Genomic DNA, 20,074 nt, shown 5'->3' on the forward strand with positions numbered 1-20,074 from the left:
ATTGTCAGCCGTGCCGCCCGATCACAAGCCCGGCCCGGGGGAGAAGCTCGACCGCGACACCGGGCGCGGGCTCGCCCACGAGCTGGTCGAGCGGCTCAAGGCGCGCATCCTCGCCGGCGAGATCCAGCCGGGTCAGAAGCTGCCGACCGAGTCCTCGCTCATCCAGGAGTTCGGCGTGAGCCGCACGGTGGTGCGCGAGGCCGTCTCGCGGCTGCAGGCGGCCGGGCTGGTCGAGACGTTCCAGGGGCGCGGCTCGTTCGTGCTCGACGTGCCCGCCTCGACGGCCTTCTCCGTCGAGGCGTCCCGCGTCCGCACCCACCGCGACGTCCTCGACATGATCGACTTCCGCATCGGCGTCGAGTCGGAGGCCGCCGGGCTGGCCGCGGAGCGGCGTACGGACCTGCAGCTGAAAGCCGTCGAACGGGCGCTGGTGGACCTCGGGCGCTCCGGCGAGCAGCCGGGCCACGCGGTCGAGGCCGACTTCGCGTTCCACCTCAAGATCGCGGTCGCCTCGGGCAACCGGTTCTACTCCGACCTGCTCTCCTCGCTCGGCCCCATGATGATCATGTTGCCGCGCACGCGCCTCGAGCACGTCTACACCGTCTCCGACGCCACCCACCTCACGCGGGTGACGCTGGAGCACGAGAACATCTACCGCGCCATCGCCGACCGCGACGCCGCCGCCGCGCGCGCCGCGATGCGGCTGCACCTGTCCAACTCGCGCGCGCGGCTGCAGGCCCCCTGACCGCTGTCGGCGTCGGCCGCCTCGTCATCACCTTCGATCCGGGACATCGGACCTGCCCGCGAATGTGGATTTTTCCGCAGTCGGGTGGTGCCGATCCGTCGATGATCCTGGACCGTGAAGAAACTACTCATCCTTCTGACCGCCGCCCTCGGCGCGACAGCCGGGACCGCTCTGGCCCTTCCCGCGGCTCAGGCGGCGACCGGAGCGCCGCTGCGCATCGTCGCGCTGGGCGACTCCTACGGCTCCGGCACCGGGGCCGGTGATTACGAGCCGGGCACCGAGGGCTCCTGCTGGCGGAGCGCCGGCTCCGCCGCCGAGCTCATCGCGAAGGACCTCGCCGCGAGGGGGCGGAAGGTCGCGCTCACCAACGTGACGTGCAGCGGCGCGACCAGCGCGAGCCTCAGCCGGGAGTTCAAGGGCCGGCCTCCGCAGCTCGACGCGCTCCGCCGGACCACGGACGTCGTGATGCTCACCATCGGCGCCACGGACGTCGACTTCTCCGGCTACGGCGGCATCTGCCTCCAGGCGGACTGTTCGGGTCCCGCCACCACGGCGACGCTCGGGAAACTGCCCGCCATGGGCGCGGACGTGCGCAAGCTCCTCGCCGAGATCAAGCGGCGCAGCCCGCGGGCCCAGATCGTCATGACCGGCTACGGCGCGCAGCTGACGCGGGGGGCGAACGCCCCAGGCGTCCCGCTCGACCCGATCTGTGGTCCCGACGTGGCCACACCGGCGGAACGCGTCGCGGGTGAGTCGGTGATGGTCGCGCTGGACACCACCCTGCGCCGGGCCGCGCTCGCGGCCAGGAGCCGCCACGTGAACGTCACGTACGTGAGCCCGTACAAGGCGCCGGGTGTCCTCGAACCCACGTTCCGGGGACATTCGCTGTGCGAGTCGGCCGACCCGTACTACCGGGGCTTCGACGCCCTGGCCGACGGTCAGGAGGGGCCGGACGCCGTGTTCCACCTGAACCGCAAGGGGCAGGCCGCCATGGCCGCCCTCGTCCGCCGCGCGGTCCCCGCCCTCGCCGTCCACCACCGCTGACCAAGCCAGGGCGCCGGCGGCGTACGGGCCCTTCGCCTGCCACAACATGTGGAGGACGGGTCCGCCGAGTGTGCGGACCCGCCCTTCACGGAGCAGCCACCGGGGCGCGTTTCACGCGCCGGGCTGTCGTGACCCCGCGTTGACCGCATGCGCGATGCCGCTCAGAGCCCGGCCATTCCGCCTCGGGCTCATTCTTGGTGGGCGGGTGGCCGGTCGGATGATGAGCAGCCCTCGTGGAGGCTGGTGCCCAGCGCTGTGCGGCTATGGACCACGGCGGCGCCGTACCGGACAGTGGTGATCAATCCGGCCTCCCGCAGCACGGCGGCATGCCGGCTGGCGGAAGCCGGCGAGATCTTCAGCCGGCGGGAGAGCTGAGTGGTGGTCAATCCGGTGCCCACGGCTCTCAGGACGGCAGCGCGCGTGCTTCCGATCAGAGTCTCAAGTGGCCTGCGGCTCGACTTCTCCGTGGCGTATATCTCCCAGGACGGGTTGATCGGATAGACGAGCACAGGCGGCAGCAGCGGGTCCGCCAGCGAGATCGGGACTCTTCTGCAGAAGAAGGAGGGCACCAGAAGCAGGCCTTGGCCGCCCAGGTGCAGTTCCTGGTCGATGTCGTAGTCGACCTCGAGGACGGGCGGCCGCCAGCGCATGGTTGAGCACATGCTGGTCAGCAGCCCTTCGACGCCGATGTCGAGGAATCGGGTGACGTGCTTGGCGCGGTCGACGTTGACCGCCGGTTGGATGAGGTCGTCGTGCGCGGCGATGGCCGCCTGGTGGTAGGCGCGCAGCGCGTCGGTGAGCTGCGTGAGTGCCGCCACCTCGCCATCGGCCAAGGAACGCACCCAACCGGGGAGCGAGACGTGCTGCGCCAGCCGCTGCAACTCGCTCCTCAGCTGGTGGCGGGGAGTGGAGCGGATCGCCTCCAGCCCCGCCTCCAGTCCGTTGCGGGCCGCGGCCGGAGTGAGGAAGTCGGGGAAGTAGGGCCCCATGGGCGCCAGCGTCGTGAGCAGGCGGGCACCTGTCCGCATGTTCGCCCTCTGCACGGGATCGCTTCTCAATCGGCGCATCCACGGCTGATACGCCGGAGCTTTGTCCAGGTCGTTGAGGCGAAACCGGCTCAGAAGTATTTCCCACATGGGATCCACGGTGGCGGCGACCGTGGTTCGGGCCAGATCGTCGGCGGTGAAGTGGACCCGCAGCGTCCCCATTGACTCTCCGTAGTGAGGAAGTGTCGATATTGGGTGTAACAACACATTTTACTATGGAATGATTGGTTTTCACACTTCTCACCAGCCTCTGACCGGCGCCTTTTCACATGCGTGCAATGTTCTTGTTTGGCCCTATATGTATGGATGAAGCTGAGGCCAACGCGGATTCGCCGCAGAAGGGCGTATCGAAAGGAGGAACGGAGTGCCGGTACGGCCGCGCCACGGGTCCCGAGAACTGGTCTGTTTCATGGCCACTACCGCCCTGCTGGCGGCGGCCGCCTGTGCGCCGGCCCCTTCGGGCGTGAACCGGCCCGCAGGCTCACCGGGACGCCCAGCCGCGGCCGTCGATACCGTCCGACCGCTCACGGATCACGAAGAAGACGTGCTGTACGAAGCGGAGCAGCTGCTCACCCAGTCCTGCATGCGGGCACGTGGCTTCCGCATCTGGGTCGTGCCGCGGACACCGCTCCCGGAGGACCGCGACTTCCCGTACGTCGTGGACGACACGCGCTGGGCCCGCGAGCATGGTTACGGAAGCGACATGCAGCGACGGCGTGACCAGGTTCGCGCCTCCGATCCCAACCGGCGGTACTTCCAGAGCCTGTCCCCGGCGGACCGGATGCGCGGGATGGACGCCCTGCACGGCAAGCGCGACGGGGGACGACTCGAGGTCACCGTTCCGAACGGCATGAACTTCACCCGGTACACCGAGGGCTGTACGGCCCGCGCTCAAGAGCAGTTGTACGGGGACCTGGAAGGCTGGTTCCGCAGCAGCACGATCACCAACGTGCTCGACGACATGGGCCGCGGCAAGGTCTTCGCCGAGCAGGAATTCAAGGACGCGGTGAAGGACTGGGCCGCGTGCATGAGGAAGCGGGGGTTCCGGCACGCGACTCCCGAGGAAACGCGCAGGGCGTTCAGCGAGCCGTCCGACGCGGCCGCACGGACGAAGGAGATTCGCACAGCGGTGGCCGAGGCCGACTGCGCGAGAAGCAGCGGACTGTCCGACACGGCCCTCCGACTGGAGAAACGGCAGCGCGATCGGCTGGCCGAGCAGTACGCGCCCGAGTACGAGACGAGGAAGAGGCTGGAGCGGGTCGCCCTCCCGCGCGCTCGCGCGATCGTCGAGCGCGGCTGACGCCTCCCGACCATCCCTGATGCGGCCGGACGGGCATCGACCCGTCCCGCAGGCAACCACCAGAAGGAGACAGAGCAAGCGTGCAGAAACTCAGATCCGTCATCGCATCCCTGGGGCTCACCGCCCTTGTCCTGCTGAACGTGACCGGCACCGCCCACGCCGAACCGGTTCTCCCGGCGGATTCGCCCGCCGCGTCCGCGGCGGCCGCCCCCGACGGCTACTTCTACGCTTGGGGCCACATCAACCGGGGTGGCTTCATGTGCCACTGGTCGGGGGACGACCCCGACTGGAGCACCTGCGACAGTGTCAATCTGCGCAACGACGCGAGTTCCTTGGAGAACCGCGGCTGGCCCGGTCCATACGAGGATGTCTTTCTGTACTGGGACGACGCCGACGACGCCGGCGGCTGGGACCACACCCGGGCCTGCCTGCCCAATGGCCTGTACCTCAACAACTTGACGGGCATCTATTACCCCTGGGACGGCCGACAGGGCCAGGGGGAGACCCTGAACGACAACATCTCCGCCCACCGCTGGGGCAGCGGCTGCTGATCGAGGTACGTGTGACGGGCACCGGGCCGAGGACGGGCCATCCGGCCTCGGCCCGTCCGCATCCCTCGGCAAGGCCCGCGCACGCCTGCTGACCTGGTCGGCGGACCCGACCAGTGGCAGAGGTCTGCGTTCCGCCCTCCGTAGTCCCGAACCGGCCAGAAAGAATGGAACCCCAGAGAATGCCTGTCACCATCCAGCCGCGTAGCGCCTGGGCCCCTTACGTGCCGGAGGAGAGAAGAGACAAAGCCGCAACGGATCCGCTGCCTTCCTCCGGCAATTGGGAGCCGTGGACCGGAGGAGTCTTCCTCCATCACCGGGGCCGTTTCTCGTTCAGCCCTGACAATGAAGAAGATTGCAAGGCGGACGTGGCGGCCACCTTCGAAAGCAACATAAAAGATGGCTATGACGATATTCACTACAATTTCATGGTGTGCCCCCATGGCACAATCTACGAAGCCAGGGGCTACGAGCGGGGCGAAGCCAACGGCGGCACGTACGTCGAAGTCGACGGCGCCATGCGGGGCAGCAACACGGCCTTCTACTCGATCTGCGGGCTGCTGAGAGAGTGGGATCAGCCGACAGAGGAAATGTTGCGGTCGATCAGGAATCTCATCGCCCACCTCCGCGGCGAGGTCCCCGATGACAGGCGGGCAGGACGGCATATCCTGCCGCACTCCGCGGCATTCGATACTGAATGCCCCGGTAACCTCGCCCCGTACGCGATGAACGGATCCTCGGTCGATCCAGCCGTCCCCTGGGACGGGCCGCTGGCCGTCGACCCGAACGTGCTGGCGGCCCAGAGATGGGTGAACTCCACCTACGACGGTCGTGCCGCCGGCTACATCAGGTGCCGGGAGACCGGTCGCACCGGCTGGGCGACCGTCCTGTCGCTTACCCAGGCGCTCCAGCACGAACTGGGGATCTCCCCGACGGTCCAGAGCTTCGGGCCGGGCACGTTCGCGGCCGTGCGGAACCGGGGGCTTCGTCCGGACACGGAGACGAATCAGAACATCATCAGCATTTACAATTTCGCCCTGTGGTGTAAGGGATACTGGGCATCCAGCGTCCACTACACCTGGAGCCCCACATCCAGGGATTCCCTTCAACAACTGATCAACGACATGGGCCTGTCCGGCGCGGTGATCAACGGGGAAATGTGGGCGCGCATCTCCAAGGCGTTGTTGACGATGGACCAGTTCCGGCTGGTGCCTGGCGGGGACTCGACCGTTCAGTCCATTCAGAAGCGGTTGAACTACCGATACGTGTACGAGCGGGCGATCCCGGCGATCAACCTTGTGCCGTGCGACGGCGTCTACTCCCGCGAAGTACAGAAGGGCCTCATGATGGCCATCCAGTACGAGGTGGGAATCGGCCTGGCGGACATCAACGGGAACTTCGGCCCGGGCACCCAGGCAGGTCTTCAGTCGAGGGGAGCGGGAACTCTCACCGGCGACCTGCGGTACCTCTTCCGTGCGGCCTGCTATTTCAACTCGCCCACCTACAGCGGCTCACAGGAGATCGGCTACTCTCCCGCGGACATATCCACGGACGCCCAGACCGGCACCCACACCTCGTGGTTGCGGACCTTCCAGCAGTTCTCGCAACTCGCGGTGACCGGCACCAACGACTACGCGACGTGGGCGCAGCTCCTCGTGTCCACCGGAGACTCCCAGCGGCCGGCCACAGGGTGCGACTGCATCACCGAGATAACCCTCGACCGCGCACGCGCGCTCAAGGCGAGCGGTTATCAGATCGTGGGCCGCTACCTCGACGAACACCTTCCGCCGGGTGACCCGTATTACCTCGGCAAGGCCCTCAAGCCCGGCGAGCTGCAGAACATCTTCGCGGCCGGTCTGAGAGTCTTCCCGATTTTCCAGTACAACGGTACGCAGCTGGCGAACTTCACCTACGAAAAGGGCTGGGAGCAGGGGAGAACAGCCCACGACAAGGCCAGCGAATTCGGCATGGGATCCGGCACGTGCATCTACTTCGCCGTCGACTACGACGCCCTTGACGCGGACATCGACAGCAACATCCTCCCGTATTTCCGTGGCGTTCGGGACATCCTCTCCGCGCGTGGTGGCAAGTATGCATTCGGGGTGTACGGTTCCCGTAACGTCGCTGACCGGGTATCACGCGAGGTCGGCGCCAGATGGTCGTTCGTCTCCGGAATGTCGTGGGGGTTCTCCGGAAATCTCGGCTATCCCCTTCCCGCCAACTGGTCGCTCAACCAGATTCACGAGTTCGAGTTCCAACCGGGATGGGGCCTGGACCGCAACGTGTGGCGGCAGGGCGGAGATCCCGGCGTTTCCTCCATCAGTGACAGCCCGGAATGAGGGGTCCCTCAGTGATCACACGACGCCGCTTCATCGCCGTCGCCGCCGGTACCGGAGCCCTCACCCTCGCCCCCGGCATGATGCCGGCCGCCGTGGCCACGGCCGGATCATCGAAAGCCGGATCGTGGGAATGGGAGGGAGACGTCTCCGCCAACGGCTGGCCCATCGACCCCGACAAGATCTCCACTCGCACGGTGGAAGGGTCCCGCGCCGTCGCGGCCCTGCGGGCCGGTGACGTGGCGGTGGTGCTCCTCCACGTCGCGCGACGCTGGCACTACGAGATCGCCCCAGTGGACACCCCCGAAGGGGGCGGTATCACCGCCTACACCACCGACCGCACCGTCGGCGCGGACTTCGAGTCCAACCGCCTGTCCGGGACCGCCATAGCCGTGCACCCGACCGCATACCCGCTCAGAGGTTCTGAGCCGCTGTGGCCCTACCAGGAGCTGGTGGTACGGGACATCCTCGTCGACTGCGAGGGCACCGTCCAATGGGGAGGCGACCTCGATCCGGTGAAGGTCTCGCACTTCCACATCGCCGTTCGCCCGGAAAGCAAGGCACTCGCCCGCGTCGCCAGACGGCTGCGCACTGATCATCACAGAGCGACCCGGCCCCTTGCCGGCGCGGTCGCGGATCCGGCCACTCCTGAACGGCTGTCCAAGGCCCGCAGGCTCGAACAGCAGCAGACCGGCTGACCGCTGGAAGCGGCGAGGTCGCAATCCAGCGGTCGAGGGCCGCTACCAGCGGGCAGGGCTGGCTTGCCTGCTACCAGCGGGCGGGCTGGCTTGCCTGCTACCAGCGGGCGGTGTTGGGCGTGAAGCCGGGGACGATCGAGCGCATGTACGCCGTGTCCTCCCGGCCGCGCTGGCCGCAGGCGACGTACTGCTCGTGCAGGGCGGCGAGCGCGTCCTCGTCCAGCTCGACGCCGAGTCCGGGCGCGGCCGGGACGGCCACGCCGCCGTCGCGGAACTCCAGCACCCCCGGCTTCACGACGTCCTCCGTCTTCCACGGGTAGTGGGTGTCGCAGGCGTAGGTGAGGTTGGGGGTGGCCGCGGCCAGGTGGGTCATCGCCGCGAGGCTGACCCCCAGGTGCGAGTTGGAGTGCATCGACAGCCCCATCCCGAACGTCTCGCAGATGCCGCCCAGCAGCGCCGAGCGCCGCAGCCCGCCCCACAGGTGGTGGTCCGACAGGACGACCTGCACGGCGTCGGCGGCCACGGCCGGCTTGAGGTGCTCGAAGGCGATGACGCACATGTTCGTGGCCAGGGGCAGGTCGGTGTGCTGGGCGACCGCCGCCATGCCCTCGATGCCCGGCGTCGGGTCCTCCAGGTACTCGAGGACGCCCGACAGCCGCCCGGCCACCTCGATCGAGGTCTCCACCGTCCAGGCGCCGTTCGGGTCGATGCGGAGCCGGTGATCGGGGAAGGCGGCGGCGAGCGCCTCGACGGTCTCGATCTCGTGGGGGGGCTCGTACACGCCGCCCTTGAGCTTGATCGCCGTGAAGCCGTACTCCTCGACCATGCGGCGGGCCTGGGCGACCATCTGCTCGGGCGTGCGGCCCTCGCCCCACGTGTCCTCGTCGTGCCCGGGGTGGCCGGCCCACTTGTAGAACAGGTACGCCGAGTACGGCACCCGCTCGCGCACCGCGCCGCCCAGCAGGTCGCTCACCGGCCGTCCGAGCGCCTTGCCCTGCAGGTCGAGCAGGGCCACCTCGAACGGCGAGGCCACGGTGTCGACCGCGCTGGAGACCTCGAGCATGCCGCCGAAGCTCGCCCCCGCCCCGCCCGTGGACGCGCCGAGCGCCTCCGTCACGACGCGGCGCAGGCCGTGCAGGTCGAACACGTCCGCGCCGGGCAGCGCCGCGGCCACCGCGCCGAGCCGGGCGAGGTGCGCCTGGTCGGCGTACGTCTCCCCGAGTCCCACCAGCCCCTCGTCGGTGTGCACCTGGACGATCGCCCGCAGCACGTACGGCTGGTGCACGCCCACGACGTTGAGCAGCGGCGGGTCGCGGAAGGCGACCGGGGTCACGGTGACCTTGCTGACCCGGCCCGCGACCGGTGCGCTCACCTGGCCGCCTTCACGGTGAGCACCGGCACCTCGGCCTCCATGAGGATCCGCTGCGCCGCGCTGCCGAGGACGAACTTGCCGACCAGCGAGCGGTGCCGCAGCCCGATGACGATGAGGCTCGCGCCGGTCTCCTCGACCAGCCGGTCGAACGTCTCGGGCAGGTCGTCGTCGTGCAGCGGCTGGCGCACCTCGGCCTCCACGCCGGCCGCCGTGGCCCGGCGCAGCAGCTCGTCGCGGTCCGCCTCGCCGATCATGTGCTCGTCGACGGGCGCGCCCCGGCGCGGCGAGTTCACGATGATCACGCGTTCGCCGCGCAGCGCGCCCTCGCGCAGGCCCGCCGCCACGGCGGCCTCGCCCTCGGGCGTCGGCAGGTAGCCGACGAGGATGGTCATGGGGTCTTCTCCTCCACACGATCGGAGTCGCCGGGAACGGCGGCCGGTTTCTTGCGGGGCAGCGCCTTGCGGATCAGCGGCCAGGCCGCCACGATCACGACCACGGCCAGCACGGTGCCCGAGATGGGGCGGGTGAGGAACCCGGTCGGGTCGCCGCCGAAGATGAGCAGCGACTGTCGCGCCGAGCTCTCGATCATCGAGCCCAGCACGAACGCCAGCACGAGCGGCCCGGGCTCGAACCCGAACTTCTTCATCAGGTAGCCGAGCACGCCGAACCCGATGACCAGGAAGATGTCGTAGACCTGATTGCGTACCGTGTACGCGCCCAGCAGCGTGATGAGCACCGTGATCGGCGCCAGGATGGCCGGGCGCACCCGCAGGATCCGGACGAACACGCCCACCATCGGGATGCTCATGATCAGCAGCAGGATGTTGCCGATGTACATCGAGTTGATGACGCCCCAGAACACGTCGGGGTGCTCGGTCACGAGCTGCGGCCCCGGCTGGATGCCCTGGATGAGCAGCGCGCCGAAGATCAGGGCCATCGTCGCGTTCGCCGGGATGCCGAGCGTCAGCAGCGGGATGAACGACGAGGTGGCCGCGGCGTTGTTGGCGGTCTCGGGAGCGGCCACGCCCTCGACGGCGCCGCGCCCGAAGCGCTCCGGCTGCTTGGCCCGGCGCTTCTCCACCGCGTACGCCGCCAGCGACGACAACACCGCGCCGCCGCCGGGCAGCACGCCGAGGAGGAAGCCGATGAGCGAGCCGCGCCCGATGGCGCCCTTCGCCTGGCCGAGATCCTTGCGCGAGGGCCACACGTTGCCGACCTTCGCGGGGGAGTGCACCTGGTTGTGCCGCTCCTCGATGTTGTAGAGGATCTCGCTCAGGCCGAACAGGCCCATGGCGATCGGGATGAAGTCGATGCCCTCGGCCAGGTTCAGGCTGCCGAAGGTGAAACGCTCGGCGCCGGTGAACGTGTCACGGCCCACCGTCGCGATCAGCAGGCCGACGCAGGCGGCGATGACGGCCTTGAGCCGGTTGCCGTTGCCGATCGCCGAGACCAGCAGCACGCCGAGGATGCCGAGCGCCGCGTACTCCGGAGGGCCGAAGTCGAGCGCGAAGCCGGCGACGACCGGGGCCAGCACCGTCAGGCCGATGATCGAGACGGTGCCGCCGACGAACGAGCCGATCGCGGCGATGCCCAGCGCGGTGCCGGCCCTGCCCTGCCTGGCCAGCGCGAACCCGTCGAAGACGGTGACCACCGAGGACGCCTCGCCCGGCAGGCGCAGCAGGACCGAGGTGATGGTCCCGCCGTACTGGGCGCCGTAGAAGATGCCCGCCAGCATGATGATCGCGGAGACGGGGTCGATGCCGTACGTGATCGGCAGCAGGATGGCGATCGTCGCGCCGGGCCCGAGGCCGGGCAGCACGCCGATGAGCATGCCGATGATGACGCCGACCAGGCAGTAGAGCAGGTTCGTGGGCTCCAACACGACGCCGAAGCCATTGAGGATCGGGGAGATGTCCATGCGACTTTCTCAGATGAGGCGTGGGAGCGGGATCTGCAGCAACAGGACGAAGATCACGTAGAACGCCGCCACGGCGCCGATGCTGATCACGATGGACGACCGCCACGACTCCTTGCCCAGCCAGCGCAGCCAGACGAACGTCAGCAGCAGCGAGGGGATCTCGAAGCCGATCACCGGCAGCAGCGCGGCCAGCGCCACGAGCGTCACCAGGGCGACCGCGGTGAGCAGGCTCGACTTCGAGAACCGTTCGGTGTCCTCCAGTTTGCGGCCGGTCACGAGGAGCACCAGGGAGAGCACGACGATGACGACGCTGATCGCGAACGGCCACAGCCCCGGGCCGGGCTGGGTGAGCCGCCCCAGCCCGAGCGCGTAGGAGCCGATCGCCGCGAGCACGCCGACGACGAGCGCCACCAGCGCCGCCGCGGCCTGGGAGATCGGGCCCGCGTGCGGCGGGCGCGCCTCCTCCATCTCGGCTTGGAGCCGTTCGACCTCCTCCTGGAGGCCGGCGTCCGCGACTCCGGACGCTGTGGGGTCGGGCTGGGACATGCTCACTCCTCGATCAGCCGGTCAGGCTGATGCCGAACTCGTTCAGCTGCTCTTTGTACGTGGCCGTGTCGGTCTGCAGCGCCTTGAGGACCTCGTCGGGGGAGACCTCCATCGGGGTGAGCGAGTTCTGCTCGTTGAACTGCTTGTACTCCGGCGTCGCGAACGTCTTCTTGGCCGCATCCAGCAGACGCGTCTTGACGTTCTCCGGCGTGCCCTTGGGCGCGGTCAGGAACCGGTACTGCGTCACCTCGACCTCGTAGCCCTGCTCCTTGGCCGTCTTGACGTCCGGCAGGTACGGGATGCGCTCGGCGGAGAAGACGGCGAGCGGGACGAGCTTGCCGGCCTTGATGTTCTCGATGCCCTCGCCGATCTGCATGGTCGAGACGTCGACCTGGTTGCCGAGCAGCGCGGTCAGCGCCGGGGCGCCGCCGTCGAAGGGCACCGCCGTGGACTCGATCCCGGCGCTCTTGAACGTCAGGGCCGAGGCGAGCTGGGCGCCGGTGCCGACGCCGGTGGTGCCGTACCGGATGGTCTTGCCGGACTTCTTCAGGTCGTCGATCGACTTGTAGCCGGACTGGGCGCTGGTGGCCATCACGTAGTCGTCACGCGAGATGCCGGTGATGACGTCGAAGTCCTCGATCTTCGTGGCCTCCTCGGGCGTGACCGTGAGAGGCGTGATGGTGAAGAGCGAGGCGTTCTGCACCGCGATCTTGTAGCCGTCGGGCTTGGCGGCCTGCAGCTCCTTGGCGTTGAGCGCGCCGTTGGCGCCCGGCTTGTTGATGACCGGGGTGGAGACGCCGAGCTCCTTGCCGATGCCCTGGGCCAGCGCCCGGGTGATCAGGTCGGTGGAGCCGCCGGCGGACGCGCCCACGCTGAACTCGATGTTGCCCGTCGGGTATTCGCCGTCGCCGCCGCCGGAGGAGGTCGTCTTGACACCACCGCACGCGGTCAGCGTGATCGCGGCGGTGGCGCCGAGCACGCCCATGAGGACGCGGCGGGGGATGGTCCGGGATCTCGGCATGGGACTAACTCCTTCGTGCGGTGGCTGGCGCCGCCCGTGTCTGTCATGGAGCGGACAGCCGTCATGGAGCAGGCAGGGGGTCGCGTCAGGTTACGGCAAGGTTTCCGCTCTGTAGTCTCCGGAGACTAGGTACCAGGCTCGATGCCTGTCCAGGCTCATTTCGGTATCGAGTGATACAGTCTGCGCATCATGCTAACGCTTGACCAAATCAGGGCGTTCGTGGCTGTGGCCGAGGAACTGCACTTCGGCCGCGCGGCCGCCCGTCTGCGCATGACGCAGCCTCCCCTCAGCCGCCACATCCAGAAGCTGGAACGTGTCGTCGGCGTGACCCTTCTGGAACGCGACAACCGGCGGGTGATCCTCACCGACGCCGGGCGCGGCTTCCTGGAGGACGCGCGCCGCATGCTCTCGCTCGTGGACACCGCCGGCGACCGGGCCCGCCGCATCGCCAGCGGCGCCGCCGGCACCGTACGGCTCGGGTTCACCGCCGTCTCGGCCATCAGCATGCTCGGCACGCTGCTCAAGCGGCTGTCGGAGGAGCTGCCCGAGATCGACGTCCTGCTGCACGAACGGGTGACCGCCGGACAGGTGGACGGCCTGCTGCGCGGCGAGCTCGACCTCGGCCTGGCCCGGCCGCCGTTCGACATCGCCACCCTCGACTCCCGCGTGGTCTTCCGCGAGGCGCTGTGCGCCGTGGTGCCCGAGGGCCACCCGCTGGCCGGGCTCGGCCGGCCGCTCGCGCCCGACGACTTCGACGGCCTGCCGGTGATCAGCTACAACCCCGTCCAGTCGCGGTACTTCCACGAGCTGACCGTCCGGTTCCTCACCAACGCCCACCCGCGCATCGAGCAGCAGGTGCACCAGATCCTCACCGCCGTGCTGCTGGTGGCCGCCGGGCGCGGCGTGGCGCTGGTGCCCGCGAGCGCCCGCTCGCTGGGCGTCCGGCACGTCGCCTACTGTGACCTCGTACGCGGCGGCGGCGACCCCCTCGACCAGGGCGGCGGCGTCGCCAACGAGCCGGTCGAGTTGCACGTCATCTGGGACCGCGGGTCCACCAATCCCGCGCTCGCGCGCGTGCTGGAGCTCCTGCCGGATCTGGAGTCCCCGTCATGATGCCCTGTCGGTATCACCGGATACAGAATCGCACTTGGACAGGAATCACTCCTTCTCCTTAGCCTGACGGGCGACAGACCAGACCGGCCTCGTGGAGCCTCCCACGGCCGCACGTCGAACGAGGAGCGACCGTCATGCCCGAATACTCCCCACAGGAGCTCGCCACGCAGCTCAAGAGCGGCCTGCTGTCCTTCCCCGTCACCCACTTCACCCAGGACCTGGAGTTCGACGAGGCCGGCTACCGCGAGCACCTGTCCTGGCTGAGCGGGTACCCGGTGGCGGGGCTGTTCGCCGCGGGAGGCACGGGCGAGGGCTTCTCGCTGACCCCGGAGGAGATCGACCGGGTCGTGCGCGCGGCGGTGGACGAGGTCGGCGGCCGGGTGCCGGTCGTGGCGCCGGCCACCGGAGGCACCGCCAACGCGGTCGCGCAGGCCAAGGCCGCGGAGGCCGCCGGCGCCGACGGCCTGCTCCTCATGCCGCCCTACCTGACCGAGGCCGGCCAGGAGGGCCTGGTCGAGCACGTCTCCGCGGTCTGCGCCGCCACCGGGCTCGGCGTCGTCGTCTACAGCAGGGCCAACGCGGTCCTGACCGACCGCTCCGTCGAGGCCCTGGTCGAGCGGAACCCCACGCTCGTCGGGTTCAAGGACGGCGTCGGCAACATCGAGAACCTCACCCGCATCTACGCCGCCGTCGGCGACCGCCTGGCCTACATCGGCGGCCTGCCCACCGCCGAGACCTTCGCCCTGCCGCTGCTGCAGCTCGGCATGAGCACCTACTCCTCGGCCATCTTCAACTTCGTGCCGCAGTACGCGCTCGACTTCTACGCCGACGTGCGCGCCCAGGACCGCGACGCGGTCTACCGGCGCATCAAGGAGTTCGTGGTGCCCTACCTGGACATCCGCGACCGGACGAAGGGGTACGCCGTCTCCATCATCAAGGCGGGCCTGACCGCCGTCGGGCGCCCGGCCGGCCCGGTGCGGCCGCCGCTGTCGAACCTCACCGAGGACGAGCTCGCCGAGCTGACCGCCCTCGTCGACAAGATCAGCTAGGAGCCGTGGTGTCTCCCACGATCGAGCGTGTCGACGTCGTCCCCGTCGCGGGGCACGACAGCATGCTGCTCAACCTCAGCGGCGCGCACGCGCCGTTCTTCACCCGCAACGTCGTCATCACCACCGACTCCGACGGCCGCACCGGCCTCGGCGAGGTGCCCGGCGGCGAGGCGATCCGCCGGACGGTCGAGGAGGCGGCCGAGCTGCTGGTCGGCCGGCCGGTGGCCCGCTACCGCAGCCTGCTGCGCGAGGTCGCCGAGCGGTACGCCGCCCGCGACGCCGGCGGGCGCGGCCGGCAGACGTTCGACCTGCGCACGACCGTGCACGCCGTCACCGGTCTCGAATCCACCCTGCTCGACCTGCACGGCCAGTACCTCGGCATGCCGGTGGCCGAGCTGCTCGGCGAGGGCCGGCAGCGCGACCGCGTGCCCATGCTCGGCTACCTCTTCTATGTCGGCGACCCGGGCAGGACCGACCTGCCGTACGTCGTGGACGACGGGGGCGACGACCGCTGGTCGCGGCTGCGCCGCGAGGAGGCGCTCACCCCCGACGCCGTGGTCGCGCTGGCCGAGGCCGCCCAGGAGCGCTACGGCTTCACCGACTTCAAGCTCAAGGGCGGCGTGCTGGCCGGCGAGGAGGAGGTCGAGGCGGTCAGGGCGCTGGCGGCCCGCTTCCCCGAGGCCCGCATCACGCTCGACCCCAACGGCGGCTGGCTGCTCGCCGACGCGATCCGGCTCTGCCGCGATCTCGGCGGCGTGCTGGCCTACGCCGAGGACCCGTGCGGCGCTGAGGGCCGGTTCTCCGGGCGGGAGACGATGGCCGAGTTCCGCCGCGCCACCGGGCTGCCGACCGCGACCAACATGATCGCGACCGACTGGCGGGAGATGGCGCACGCCGTACGCTCCAACGCCGTCGACATCCCGCTGGCCGACCCGCATTTCTGGACGATGGCCGGGTCGGTGCGCGTCGCCCAGCTCTGCCACGACTTCGGGCTGACGTGGGGCTCGCACTCCAACAACCACTTCGACATCTCGCTGGCGATGTTCACCCACGTCGGGGCCGCGGCCCCCGGTGAGATCACGGCGCTCGACACGCACTGGATCTGGCAGGACGGCCAGGCGCTCACCACCAGGCCGTTCCAGATCGCCGACGGCGCGATCGACGTGCCCGACACGCCCGGCCTGGGCGTCGAGCTCGACCGGGACGCGCTGGCGGCGGCCCACGAGCTGTACCTCGCCCACGGGCTCGGCGCCCGCGACGACGCCGTGGCCATGCGGTTCCTCATCGAGGGCTGGGTGTTCGACCCGAAACGGCCCTGCCTCGTGCGCTAGTCAGAACCCTTCAGAACCCTTCAGAACTCTTCAGAACGCCTCAGAACAGCGTCAGCGGCGGCTCGTCCGCGGCGACCGGCTCGGGGAGCGGGGCCAGCTCCGGCAGGCGGGCCCGCACCTCGTCGTGGAAGCGGCGGGCGAGCGCCAGGGCGTCGGCGTTGTCGGGCGTGTGCACGAACACGGTCGGGGAGCGGCCCTCGCGCAGCCACTCCGCGACCGTGTCCACCCATGGCCGCCAGCCCTCCACCGTGCGCTCCTCGGCGTCGCGCCCCAGGTAGCGGACGATCGGATGGCCGGTCAGCGCCCGCGTACGCCGCGGCACCCGCGGCTTCTTCGTCCACGCGTCGCGCTCGGCGTCGCTGGTCGGCGGGCTGCGGAACAACACGGTCGTGTCGAACGGCACCCACTCCGCGCCCGCCCCGGTCAGGACGCGTTCGAGCAGGCGCTCGGCGCGCTCCTCGGCGAAGAACGCCGGGTGGCGCACCTCGACGGCGTAGCGGTGGCCGCGCGGCAGCCGGCGCAGGAACATCGCCAGCGCGCCGACGTCGGCGGGGGAGAACGAGGCCGGCAGCTGCACCCACAGGGCGTGGTTGCGCGGCCCCAGCGGCTCCATCGCGTCGAGGAAGGCCCGCAGCTCCTCCTCCGCCCCGGTGAGGCGGTGCTCGTGGGTGATCGGCTTGGGCAGCTTGACCACGAACCGGAAGTCGTCGGGAGTCTGCCGGGCCCACGACTCGACCGTCTCGCGCGACGGGGTCGCGTAGAACGTCGTGTTGCCCTCCACCGCGTCGCACCAGGAGGCGTAGGCGCGCAGGCGGTCGCCGGGAGGGAGCCGGTCGGGCAGGAAGCGCCCCTGCCAGCGCGCGTGCGTCCACATCGCGCATCCCACATGAAGCCGCATGGCGCAAGACGCTACCGAAGCCCGCGCCCCCTCGGCATCCCGGCAGGGCGGCGCGACCGGAGCCGGTCCGGGCCACGTAGGCTTGCCCCATGGGCATGGTCGGGACGGTCGGGCTGGTGCTGCATCCTCGCCGCGACTCCAAGAAGGCGATCGACACCATCCTGCGCTGGGCGGCGGAGAAGGGCGTCACCGTTCTCGGGCTGCACGAGGAGGTCGACCGCATCGACTGCTCGGCGGTGGCGGTCGACGCCGTGACGCTCGTCGAGCGGGCCGACCTGCTGGTCGGGCTCGGCGGCGACGGCACGATGCTGCGCACGATGCGGCTGCTGGCCGGGCGGCCGACGCCGATCCTCGGGGTCAACCTGGGGCGGCTCGGGTTCCTTGCCGAGATCGACGTGGACGAGCTGGAGCAGACGCTGTCGGCCATCGACGCGCACGCCTACACCATCGAGCCGCGGATGGCGATCCGCGCTGAGGTCGCGGGGGCGGAGGTGACGGCGTTCAACGACATCGCGCTCGTGCGCACCCCGGGGGAGGGGCTGGCCGGGGTGATGGTCACGCCGTCGGGGAGCCCGTTCGTCCGGTACGCCTCCGACGCCGTGATCGTGGCGACCTCCACCGGTTCCACGGCCTACAGCTTCTCCGCCGGCGGGCCGCTCGTCTCGCCCCGCGTGGAGGCCGTGCTCGTGGTGGCCGCCGCCGCGCACTCGGCGTTCAACCGGGCGCTGGTGCTGCCGGCCGACGAGGAGGTCACCCTCCAGGTGCTGCCGACGAGCGGGCGGCTGGCGGTGGAGGTCGACGGCACCGTCGTCGGCCACCTGTCGCCGGGCGACTCCATCACGGTGGCCGCCTGGCCGGCGGCGGCCAAGGTCGTCCGCCTCGGCACCACCTTCTACGAACGCGCCCGCCGCAAGCTCCGCGTCGACGGCGGCCTCGACCCCTGCTGACGCCCTAACCGCCCGGACGCCTCCGGTGCCGCGCGGGCCGCTCCGCCTCGGCGCCGGGCTGCTGCTGCGGCGTGAAGAAACTCCCTGCCCCGGCCGGCGCCGCGCCGTCGTGGGCCGGCCGCGGACCGGCGTCCCTCGGGGCGGCCCTGCGCGGGGCGACGCCGCCGTCGTGGCGCTGCGGGGAGAAGAAGTCCTCGTCGTCGGGGAGCGGGGCGAAGAAGTCGTCGTCGTGCGGCGGTTCCTCGCGCCGCCGGGAGCGCCTGGCGTCGCTCGGCCTCCGGGGCGGCGGGCCGTCGTCCTGCCCGGCGGGCGGCTCCGACCGGCGGGTGGCGGTCAGGGCGGCCAGCGCCGTGGTGATCGGCACCGCCGCGATCAGCCCCAGCGTGCCGACCACGCTTCGGACGATCTCCTGCGCGATCACCGGCGTCGCCATCACCTCGCCGAGCGGCTGCTCCCCGATGCTGAACAGCAGCAGCAGCGGCAGCGACGCCCCCGCGTACGCCAGGATGATCGTGTTGATCACCGAGGCGATGTGCGCCCGCCCGATGCGCGCGGCGGCCCGGTAGAGGCGGGCGAAACCGTACGACGGGTTGGCGTGCGCCAGCTCGGCCACCGTCACCGCCTGCGTGACCGTCACGTCGTCGAGCACCCCGAGCGCGCCGATGATGATGCTGGCCAGCAGCAGACCCTGCGTGTCGATCGGCAGGCTCATGTCCAGCGCCAGCGCGCTGTCGTCGGTGACCCCGTTGAGCCTGGCGAACCCCAGCGCGCCGTACGACAGCAGCCCGGTCAGCGTCAGGCTGGACAGCGTGCCGAGCACGGCCACCGACGTGGTCGGGGAGAAGCCGTGCGTGAGGTAGAGCACGGCCAGCATGATCGCCGCCGCCCCGACGATGGCGACCAGCATGGGCGGCCGCCCCTCCAGGATGCCGGGGATGACGAACGTCAGCAGCAGCACGAACGTCACCGCCAGCCCCACCAGCGCCGTGACCCCCCGCCACCGGCCGAACGCGATCACCGCCAGCGCGAACGCCGCCCCGAACACCCACAGCGGCACCGCCCGGTCGTGGTCGGAGATCTGGTACGCCCCGTCGGCGTCGCGCAGCAGGATCACGTCGTCGCCCGCGGCGAAGTGTTGCGCCCCGGGCCCGCTGGGCAGCCGCAGCCGGACGTCCTGGCCCGTCTCGGGGCCCTCGGTGACCGTGACGGTCGCGTCGCCGCAGGTGGCCGGGTCGGGCCGGAGCGATCCGTCGGGGACGGCAGGGCAGTCCTTCAGGGCGACGGCGGTGATCGTGCCGGTGAGCCGCTCGACGCCGGACTGCGGCGCGGCCTCCCGCGCCCCGCCCTCGGGCCACAACCACAGCAGCGCGGCCAGCGTGATGACCGCCAGCGGCACGAGGACGGCCAGACCGGCCACCATCGTGCGCCGCGACATGGGCACGGCGGTGCCGTGCGCGTGATTGGCGCCCATCGCGTGAAACGTCCTCCTCGGTGACGGACAGGACAGTACTGCACCCCGGCGCACGGGGCAGGTGCAATGGCATGACGTGGCTGGTCGGCACCTCGGGGTGGCAGTACAAGGACTGGCGCGACGTGCTGTATCCGCAGGGCGTCCCGCAGCGGCTGTGGCTGGAGACGTACGCGGCCGAGTTCCCCACCGTGGAGAGCAACAACGCCTTCTACCGGCTGCCGAGCGCCGAGTCGTTCGCGTCCTGGCGCGACCGCACGCCGCCCGGGTTCGTGATGGCGGTCAAGGCCAGCAGGTTCCTGACCCACATCAAACGGCTGGAGGACCCGGAGGAGCCCGTACGCCGCCTCATGGGGGCGGCCGCGGAGCTGAAGGAGAAGCTCGGCCCGATCCTGCTGCAGCTGCCGCCGACGCTCAAGGTCGCCCCCGAGCGGCTCGACCGGTGCCTGGCCTGCTTCCCCGGCGACGTGCGGGTGGCCGTCGAGCCGCGCCACGCGTCGTGGTGGACCGACGAGGTGCGCGACATCCTGCTCGCCCGGGGCGCCGCGCTGTGCTGGGCCGACCGGCTCGGCCGGCCGCAGAACCCGCTCTGGCGCACGGCGGGCTGGGGTTACGTGCGCCTGCACGAGGGCCGGGCGGGCTTCGAGTACGGCGAGACCGCGCTGCGGTCATGGGTGCGGCGGGTGCGGGAGGC

Annotated in this window: 19 protein-coding genes; 11 read left to right on the forward strand and 8 right to left on the reverse strand. The window is 70.4% G+C overall.

The window, feature by feature from the left end:
* Positions 1 to 10 precede the first annotated feature (10 nt).
* Positions 11 to 745 (forward strand): FadR/GntR family transcriptional regulator, encoded by a 735-nt coding sequence (locus tag C1J01_RS10430; RefSeq protein WP_235854362.1) that lies wholly within the window; start codon positions 11 to 13, stop codon positions 743 to 745.
* Between the two features lie 114 nt (positions 746 to 859).
* A complete protein-coding gene (locus C1J01_RS10435; protein WP_111178600.1) occupies positions 860 to 1,789 on the forward strand; it encodes an SGNH/GDSL hydrolase family protein in 930 nt (309 codons plus the stop codon).
* 188 nt (positions 1,790 to 1,977) lie between these two features.
* Here C1J01_RS10435 and C1J01_RS10440 read toward each other — a convergent pair whose 3' ends face one another.
* Positions 1,978 to 2,997, reverse strand: a complete 1,020-nt coding sequence (locus C1J01_RS10440) for an ArsR/SmtB family transcription factor (protein WP_111178602.1) — start codon at positions 2,995 to 2,997, stop codon at positions 1,978 to 1,980.
* A gap of 382 nt (positions 2,998 to 3,379) precedes the next feature.
* On the opposite strand from C1J01_RS10440, the gene C1J01_RS10445 reads away from it, so the two are divergent.
* The 4 genes from C1J01_RS10445 (at position 3,380) to C1J01_RS10460 (ending at position 7,717) form a co-directional block, all read left to right on the forward strand.
* Positions 3,380 to 4,135: a hypothetical protein gene (locus C1J01_RS10445; RefSeq protein ID WP_111178604.1), complete on the forward strand. Its 756-nt coding sequence runs from the start codon at positions 3,380 to 3,382 to the stop codon at positions 4,133 to 4,135.
* A gap of 80 nt (positions 4,136 to 4,215) precedes the next feature.
* Complete coding sequence (locus C1J01_RS10450; RefSeq protein ID WP_111178606.1) at positions 4,216 to 4,686, forward strand: peptidase inhibitor family I36 protein; 471 nt, start codon at positions 4,216 to 4,218, stop codon at positions 4,684 to 4,686.
* Between the two features lie 179 nt (positions 4,687 to 4,865).
* Complete coding sequence (locus C1J01_RS10455) at positions 4,866 to 7,022, forward strand: glycoside hydrolase domain-containing protein (RefSeq protein WP_181448678.1); 2,157 nt, start codon at positions 4,866 to 4,868, stop codon at positions 7,020 to 7,022.
* Positions 7,023 to 7,033: 11 nt separating this feature from the next.
* Complete coding sequence (locus C1J01_RS10460; protein ID WP_111178610.1) at positions 7,034 to 7,717, forward strand: hypothetical protein; 684 nt, start codon at positions 7,034 to 7,036, stop codon at positions 7,715 to 7,717.
* 97 nt (positions 7,718 to 7,814) lie between these two features.
* Here the strand turns inward: C1J01_RS10460 and C1J01_RS10465 are convergent, their stop codons facing one another.
* The 5 genes from C1J01_RS10465 to C1J01_RS10485 are packed head-to-tail and all read right to left on the reverse strand — an operon-like array spanning position 7,815 to position 12,574.
* Positions 7,815 to 9,089, reverse strand: a complete 1,275-nt coding sequence (locus C1J01_RS10465) for a glucarate dehydratase family protein (RefSeq protein ID WP_111178612.1) — start codon at positions 9,087 to 9,089, stop codon at positions 7,815 to 7,817.
* Positions 9,086 to 9,481, reverse strand: coding sequence for a universal stress protein (locus tag C1J01_RS10470; protein ID WP_111178614.1), 396 nt, complete (start codon positions 9,479 to 9,481; stop codon positions 9,086 to 9,088). Before C1J01_RS10470 ends, C1J01_RS10465 begins: the two co-directional genes overlap by 4 nt.
* Entirely contained in the window at positions 9,478 to 11,007 is a 1,530-nt protein-coding gene (locus C1J01_RS10475) for a tripartite tricarboxylate transporter permease (protein ID WP_111178616.1), read from the reverse strand. The genes C1J01_RS10470 and C1J01_RS10475 overlap by 4 nt, the downstream gene beginning before the upstream one ends.
* Before the next feature lie 9 nt (positions 11,008 to 11,016).
* The gene (locus tag C1J01_RS10480) at positions 11,017 to 11,553 is read right to left on the reverse strand and encodes a tripartite tricarboxylate transporter TctB family protein (protein ID WP_111178618.1); all 537 of its coding nucleotides are present in this window, start codon (positions 11,551 to 11,553) and stop codon (positions 11,017 to 11,019) included.
* A gap of 13 nt (positions 11,554 to 11,566) precedes the next feature.
* Positions 11,567 to 12,574, reverse strand: a complete 1,008-nt coding sequence (locus C1J01_RS10485; RefSeq protein ID WP_111178620.1) for a tripartite tricarboxylate transporter substrate binding protein — start codon at positions 12,572 to 12,574, stop codon at positions 11,567 to 11,569.
* Positions 12,575 to 12,763: 189 nt separating this feature from the next.
* Here C1J01_RS10485 and C1J01_RS10490 point away from each other — a divergent pair, with 189 nt between their 5' ends.
* The 3 genes from C1J01_RS10490 (at position 12,764) to C1J01_RS10500 (ending at position 16,067) form a co-directional block, all read left to right on the forward strand.
* On the forward strand, positions 12,764 to 13,687 hold the full coding sequence (locus C1J01_RS10490) for a LysR substrate-binding domain-containing protein (protein ID WP_111178622.1): 924 nt from the start codon (positions 12,764 to 12,766) through the stop codon (positions 13,685 to 13,687).
* A 134-nt stretch (positions 13,688 to 13,821) separates the two neighbouring features.
* The gene (kdgD, locus tag C1J01_RS10495) at positions 13,822 to 14,736 is read left to right on the forward strand and encodes a 5-dehydro-4-deoxyglucarate dehydratase (protein WP_111178624.1); all 915 of its coding nucleotides are present in this window, start codon (positions 13,822 to 13,824) and stop codon (positions 14,734 to 14,736) included.
* An 8-nt stretch (positions 14,737 to 14,744) separates the two neighbouring features.
* The gene (locus tag C1J01_RS10500) at positions 14,745 to 16,067 is read left to right on the forward strand and encodes an enolase C-terminal domain-like protein (protein ID WP_268958645.1); all 1,323 of its coding nucleotides are present in this window, start codon (positions 14,745 to 14,747) and stop codon (positions 16,065 to 16,067) included.
* 40 nt (positions 16,068 to 16,107) lie between these two features.
* Here the strand turns inward: C1J01_RS10500 and C1J01_RS10505 are convergent, their stop codons facing one another.
* Complete coding sequence (locus tag C1J01_RS10505) at positions 16,108 to 16,965, reverse strand: DUF72 domain-containing protein (RefSeq protein WP_111178626.1); 858 nt, start codon at positions 16,963 to 16,965, stop codon at positions 16,108 to 16,110.
* Positions 16,966 to 17,054: 89 nt separating this feature from the next.
* On the opposite strand from C1J01_RS10505, the gene C1J01_RS10510 reads away from it, so the two are divergent.
* On the forward strand, positions 17,055 to 17,912 hold the full coding sequence (locus C1J01_RS10510) for an NAD(+)/NADH kinase (RefSeq protein WP_111178628.1): 858 nt from the start codon (positions 17,055 to 17,057) through the stop codon (positions 17,910 to 17,912).
* A 4-nt stretch (positions 17,913 to 17,916) separates the two neighbouring features.
* Here C1J01_RS10510 and C1J01_RS10515 read toward each other — a convergent pair whose 3' ends face one another.
* Positions 17,917 to 19,383, reverse strand: a complete 1,467-nt coding sequence (locus C1J01_RS10515) for a YibE/F family protein (protein WP_111178630.1) — start codon at positions 19,381 to 19,383, stop codon at positions 17,917 to 17,919.
* A gap of 71 nt (positions 19,384 to 19,454) precedes the next feature.
* On the opposite strand from C1J01_RS10515, the gene C1J01_RS10520 reads away from it, so the two are divergent.
* Positions 19,455 to 20,074 (forward strand): DUF72 domain-containing protein (locus C1J01_RS10520; RefSeq protein WP_111178632.1); only part of this gene is annotated, 620 nt, incomplete at its 3' end.

The sequence above is a fragment of the Nonomuraea aridisoli genome (assembly GCF_003236395.1).
In the GTDB taxonomy this organism is placed as follows: Bacteria; Actinomycetota; Actinomycetes; order Streptosporangiales; family Streptosporangiaceae; genus Nonomuraea; species Nonomuraea aridisoli.

What these genes read in the sequence shown, in the direction of transcription:
- kdgD (WP_111178624.1), top strand. Translation starts at nt 13,822, where the DNA reads ATGCCCGAATACTCCCCACAGGAGCTCGCCACGCAGCTCAAGAGCGGC.
- C1J01_RS10505 (WP_111178626.1), bottom strand. Translation starts at nt 16,965, where the DNA reads ATGCGGCTTCATGTGGGATGCGCGATGTGGACGCACGCGCGCTGGCAG.
- C1J01_RS10490 (WP_111178622.1), top strand. Translation starts at nt 12,764, where the DNA reads ATGCTAACGCTTGACCAAATCAGGGCGTTCGTGGCTGTGGCCGAGGAA.
- C1J01_RS10440 (WP_111178602.1), bottom strand. Translation starts at nt 2,997, where the DNA reads ATGGGGACGCTGCGGGTCCACTTCACCGCCGACGATCTGGCCCGAACC.
- C1J01_RS10510 (WP_111178628.1), top strand. Translation starts at nt 17,055, where the DNA reads ATGGGCATGGTCGGGACGGTCGGGCTGGTGCTGCATCCTCGCCGCGAC.
- C1J01_RS10475 (WP_111178616.1), bottom strand. Translation starts at nt 11,007, where the DNA reads ATGGACATCTCCCCGATCCTCAATGGCTTCGGCGTCGTGTTGGAGCCC.
- C1J01_RS10515 (WP_111178630.1), bottom strand. Translation starts at nt 19,383, where the DNA reads ATGGGCGCCAATCACGCGCACGGCACCGCCGTGCCCATGTCGCGGCGC.
- C1J01_RS10485 (WP_111178620.1), bottom strand. Translation starts at nt 12,574, where the DNA reads ATGCCGAGATCCCGGACCATCCCCCGCCGCGTCCTCATGGGCGTGCTC.
- C1J01_RS10455 (WP_181448678.1), top strand. Translation starts at nt 4,866, where the DNA reads ATGCCTGTCACCATCCAGCCGCGTAGCGCCTGGGCCCCTTACGTGCCG.
- C1J01_RS10480 (WP_111178618.1), bottom strand. Translation starts at nt 11,553, where the DNA reads ATGTCCCAGCCCGACCCCACAGCGTCCGGAGTCGCGGACGCCGGCCTC.
- C1J01_RS10470 (WP_111178614.1), bottom strand. Translation starts at nt 9,481, where the DNA reads ATGACCATCCTCGTCGGCTACCTGCCGACGCCCGAGGGCGAGGCCGCC.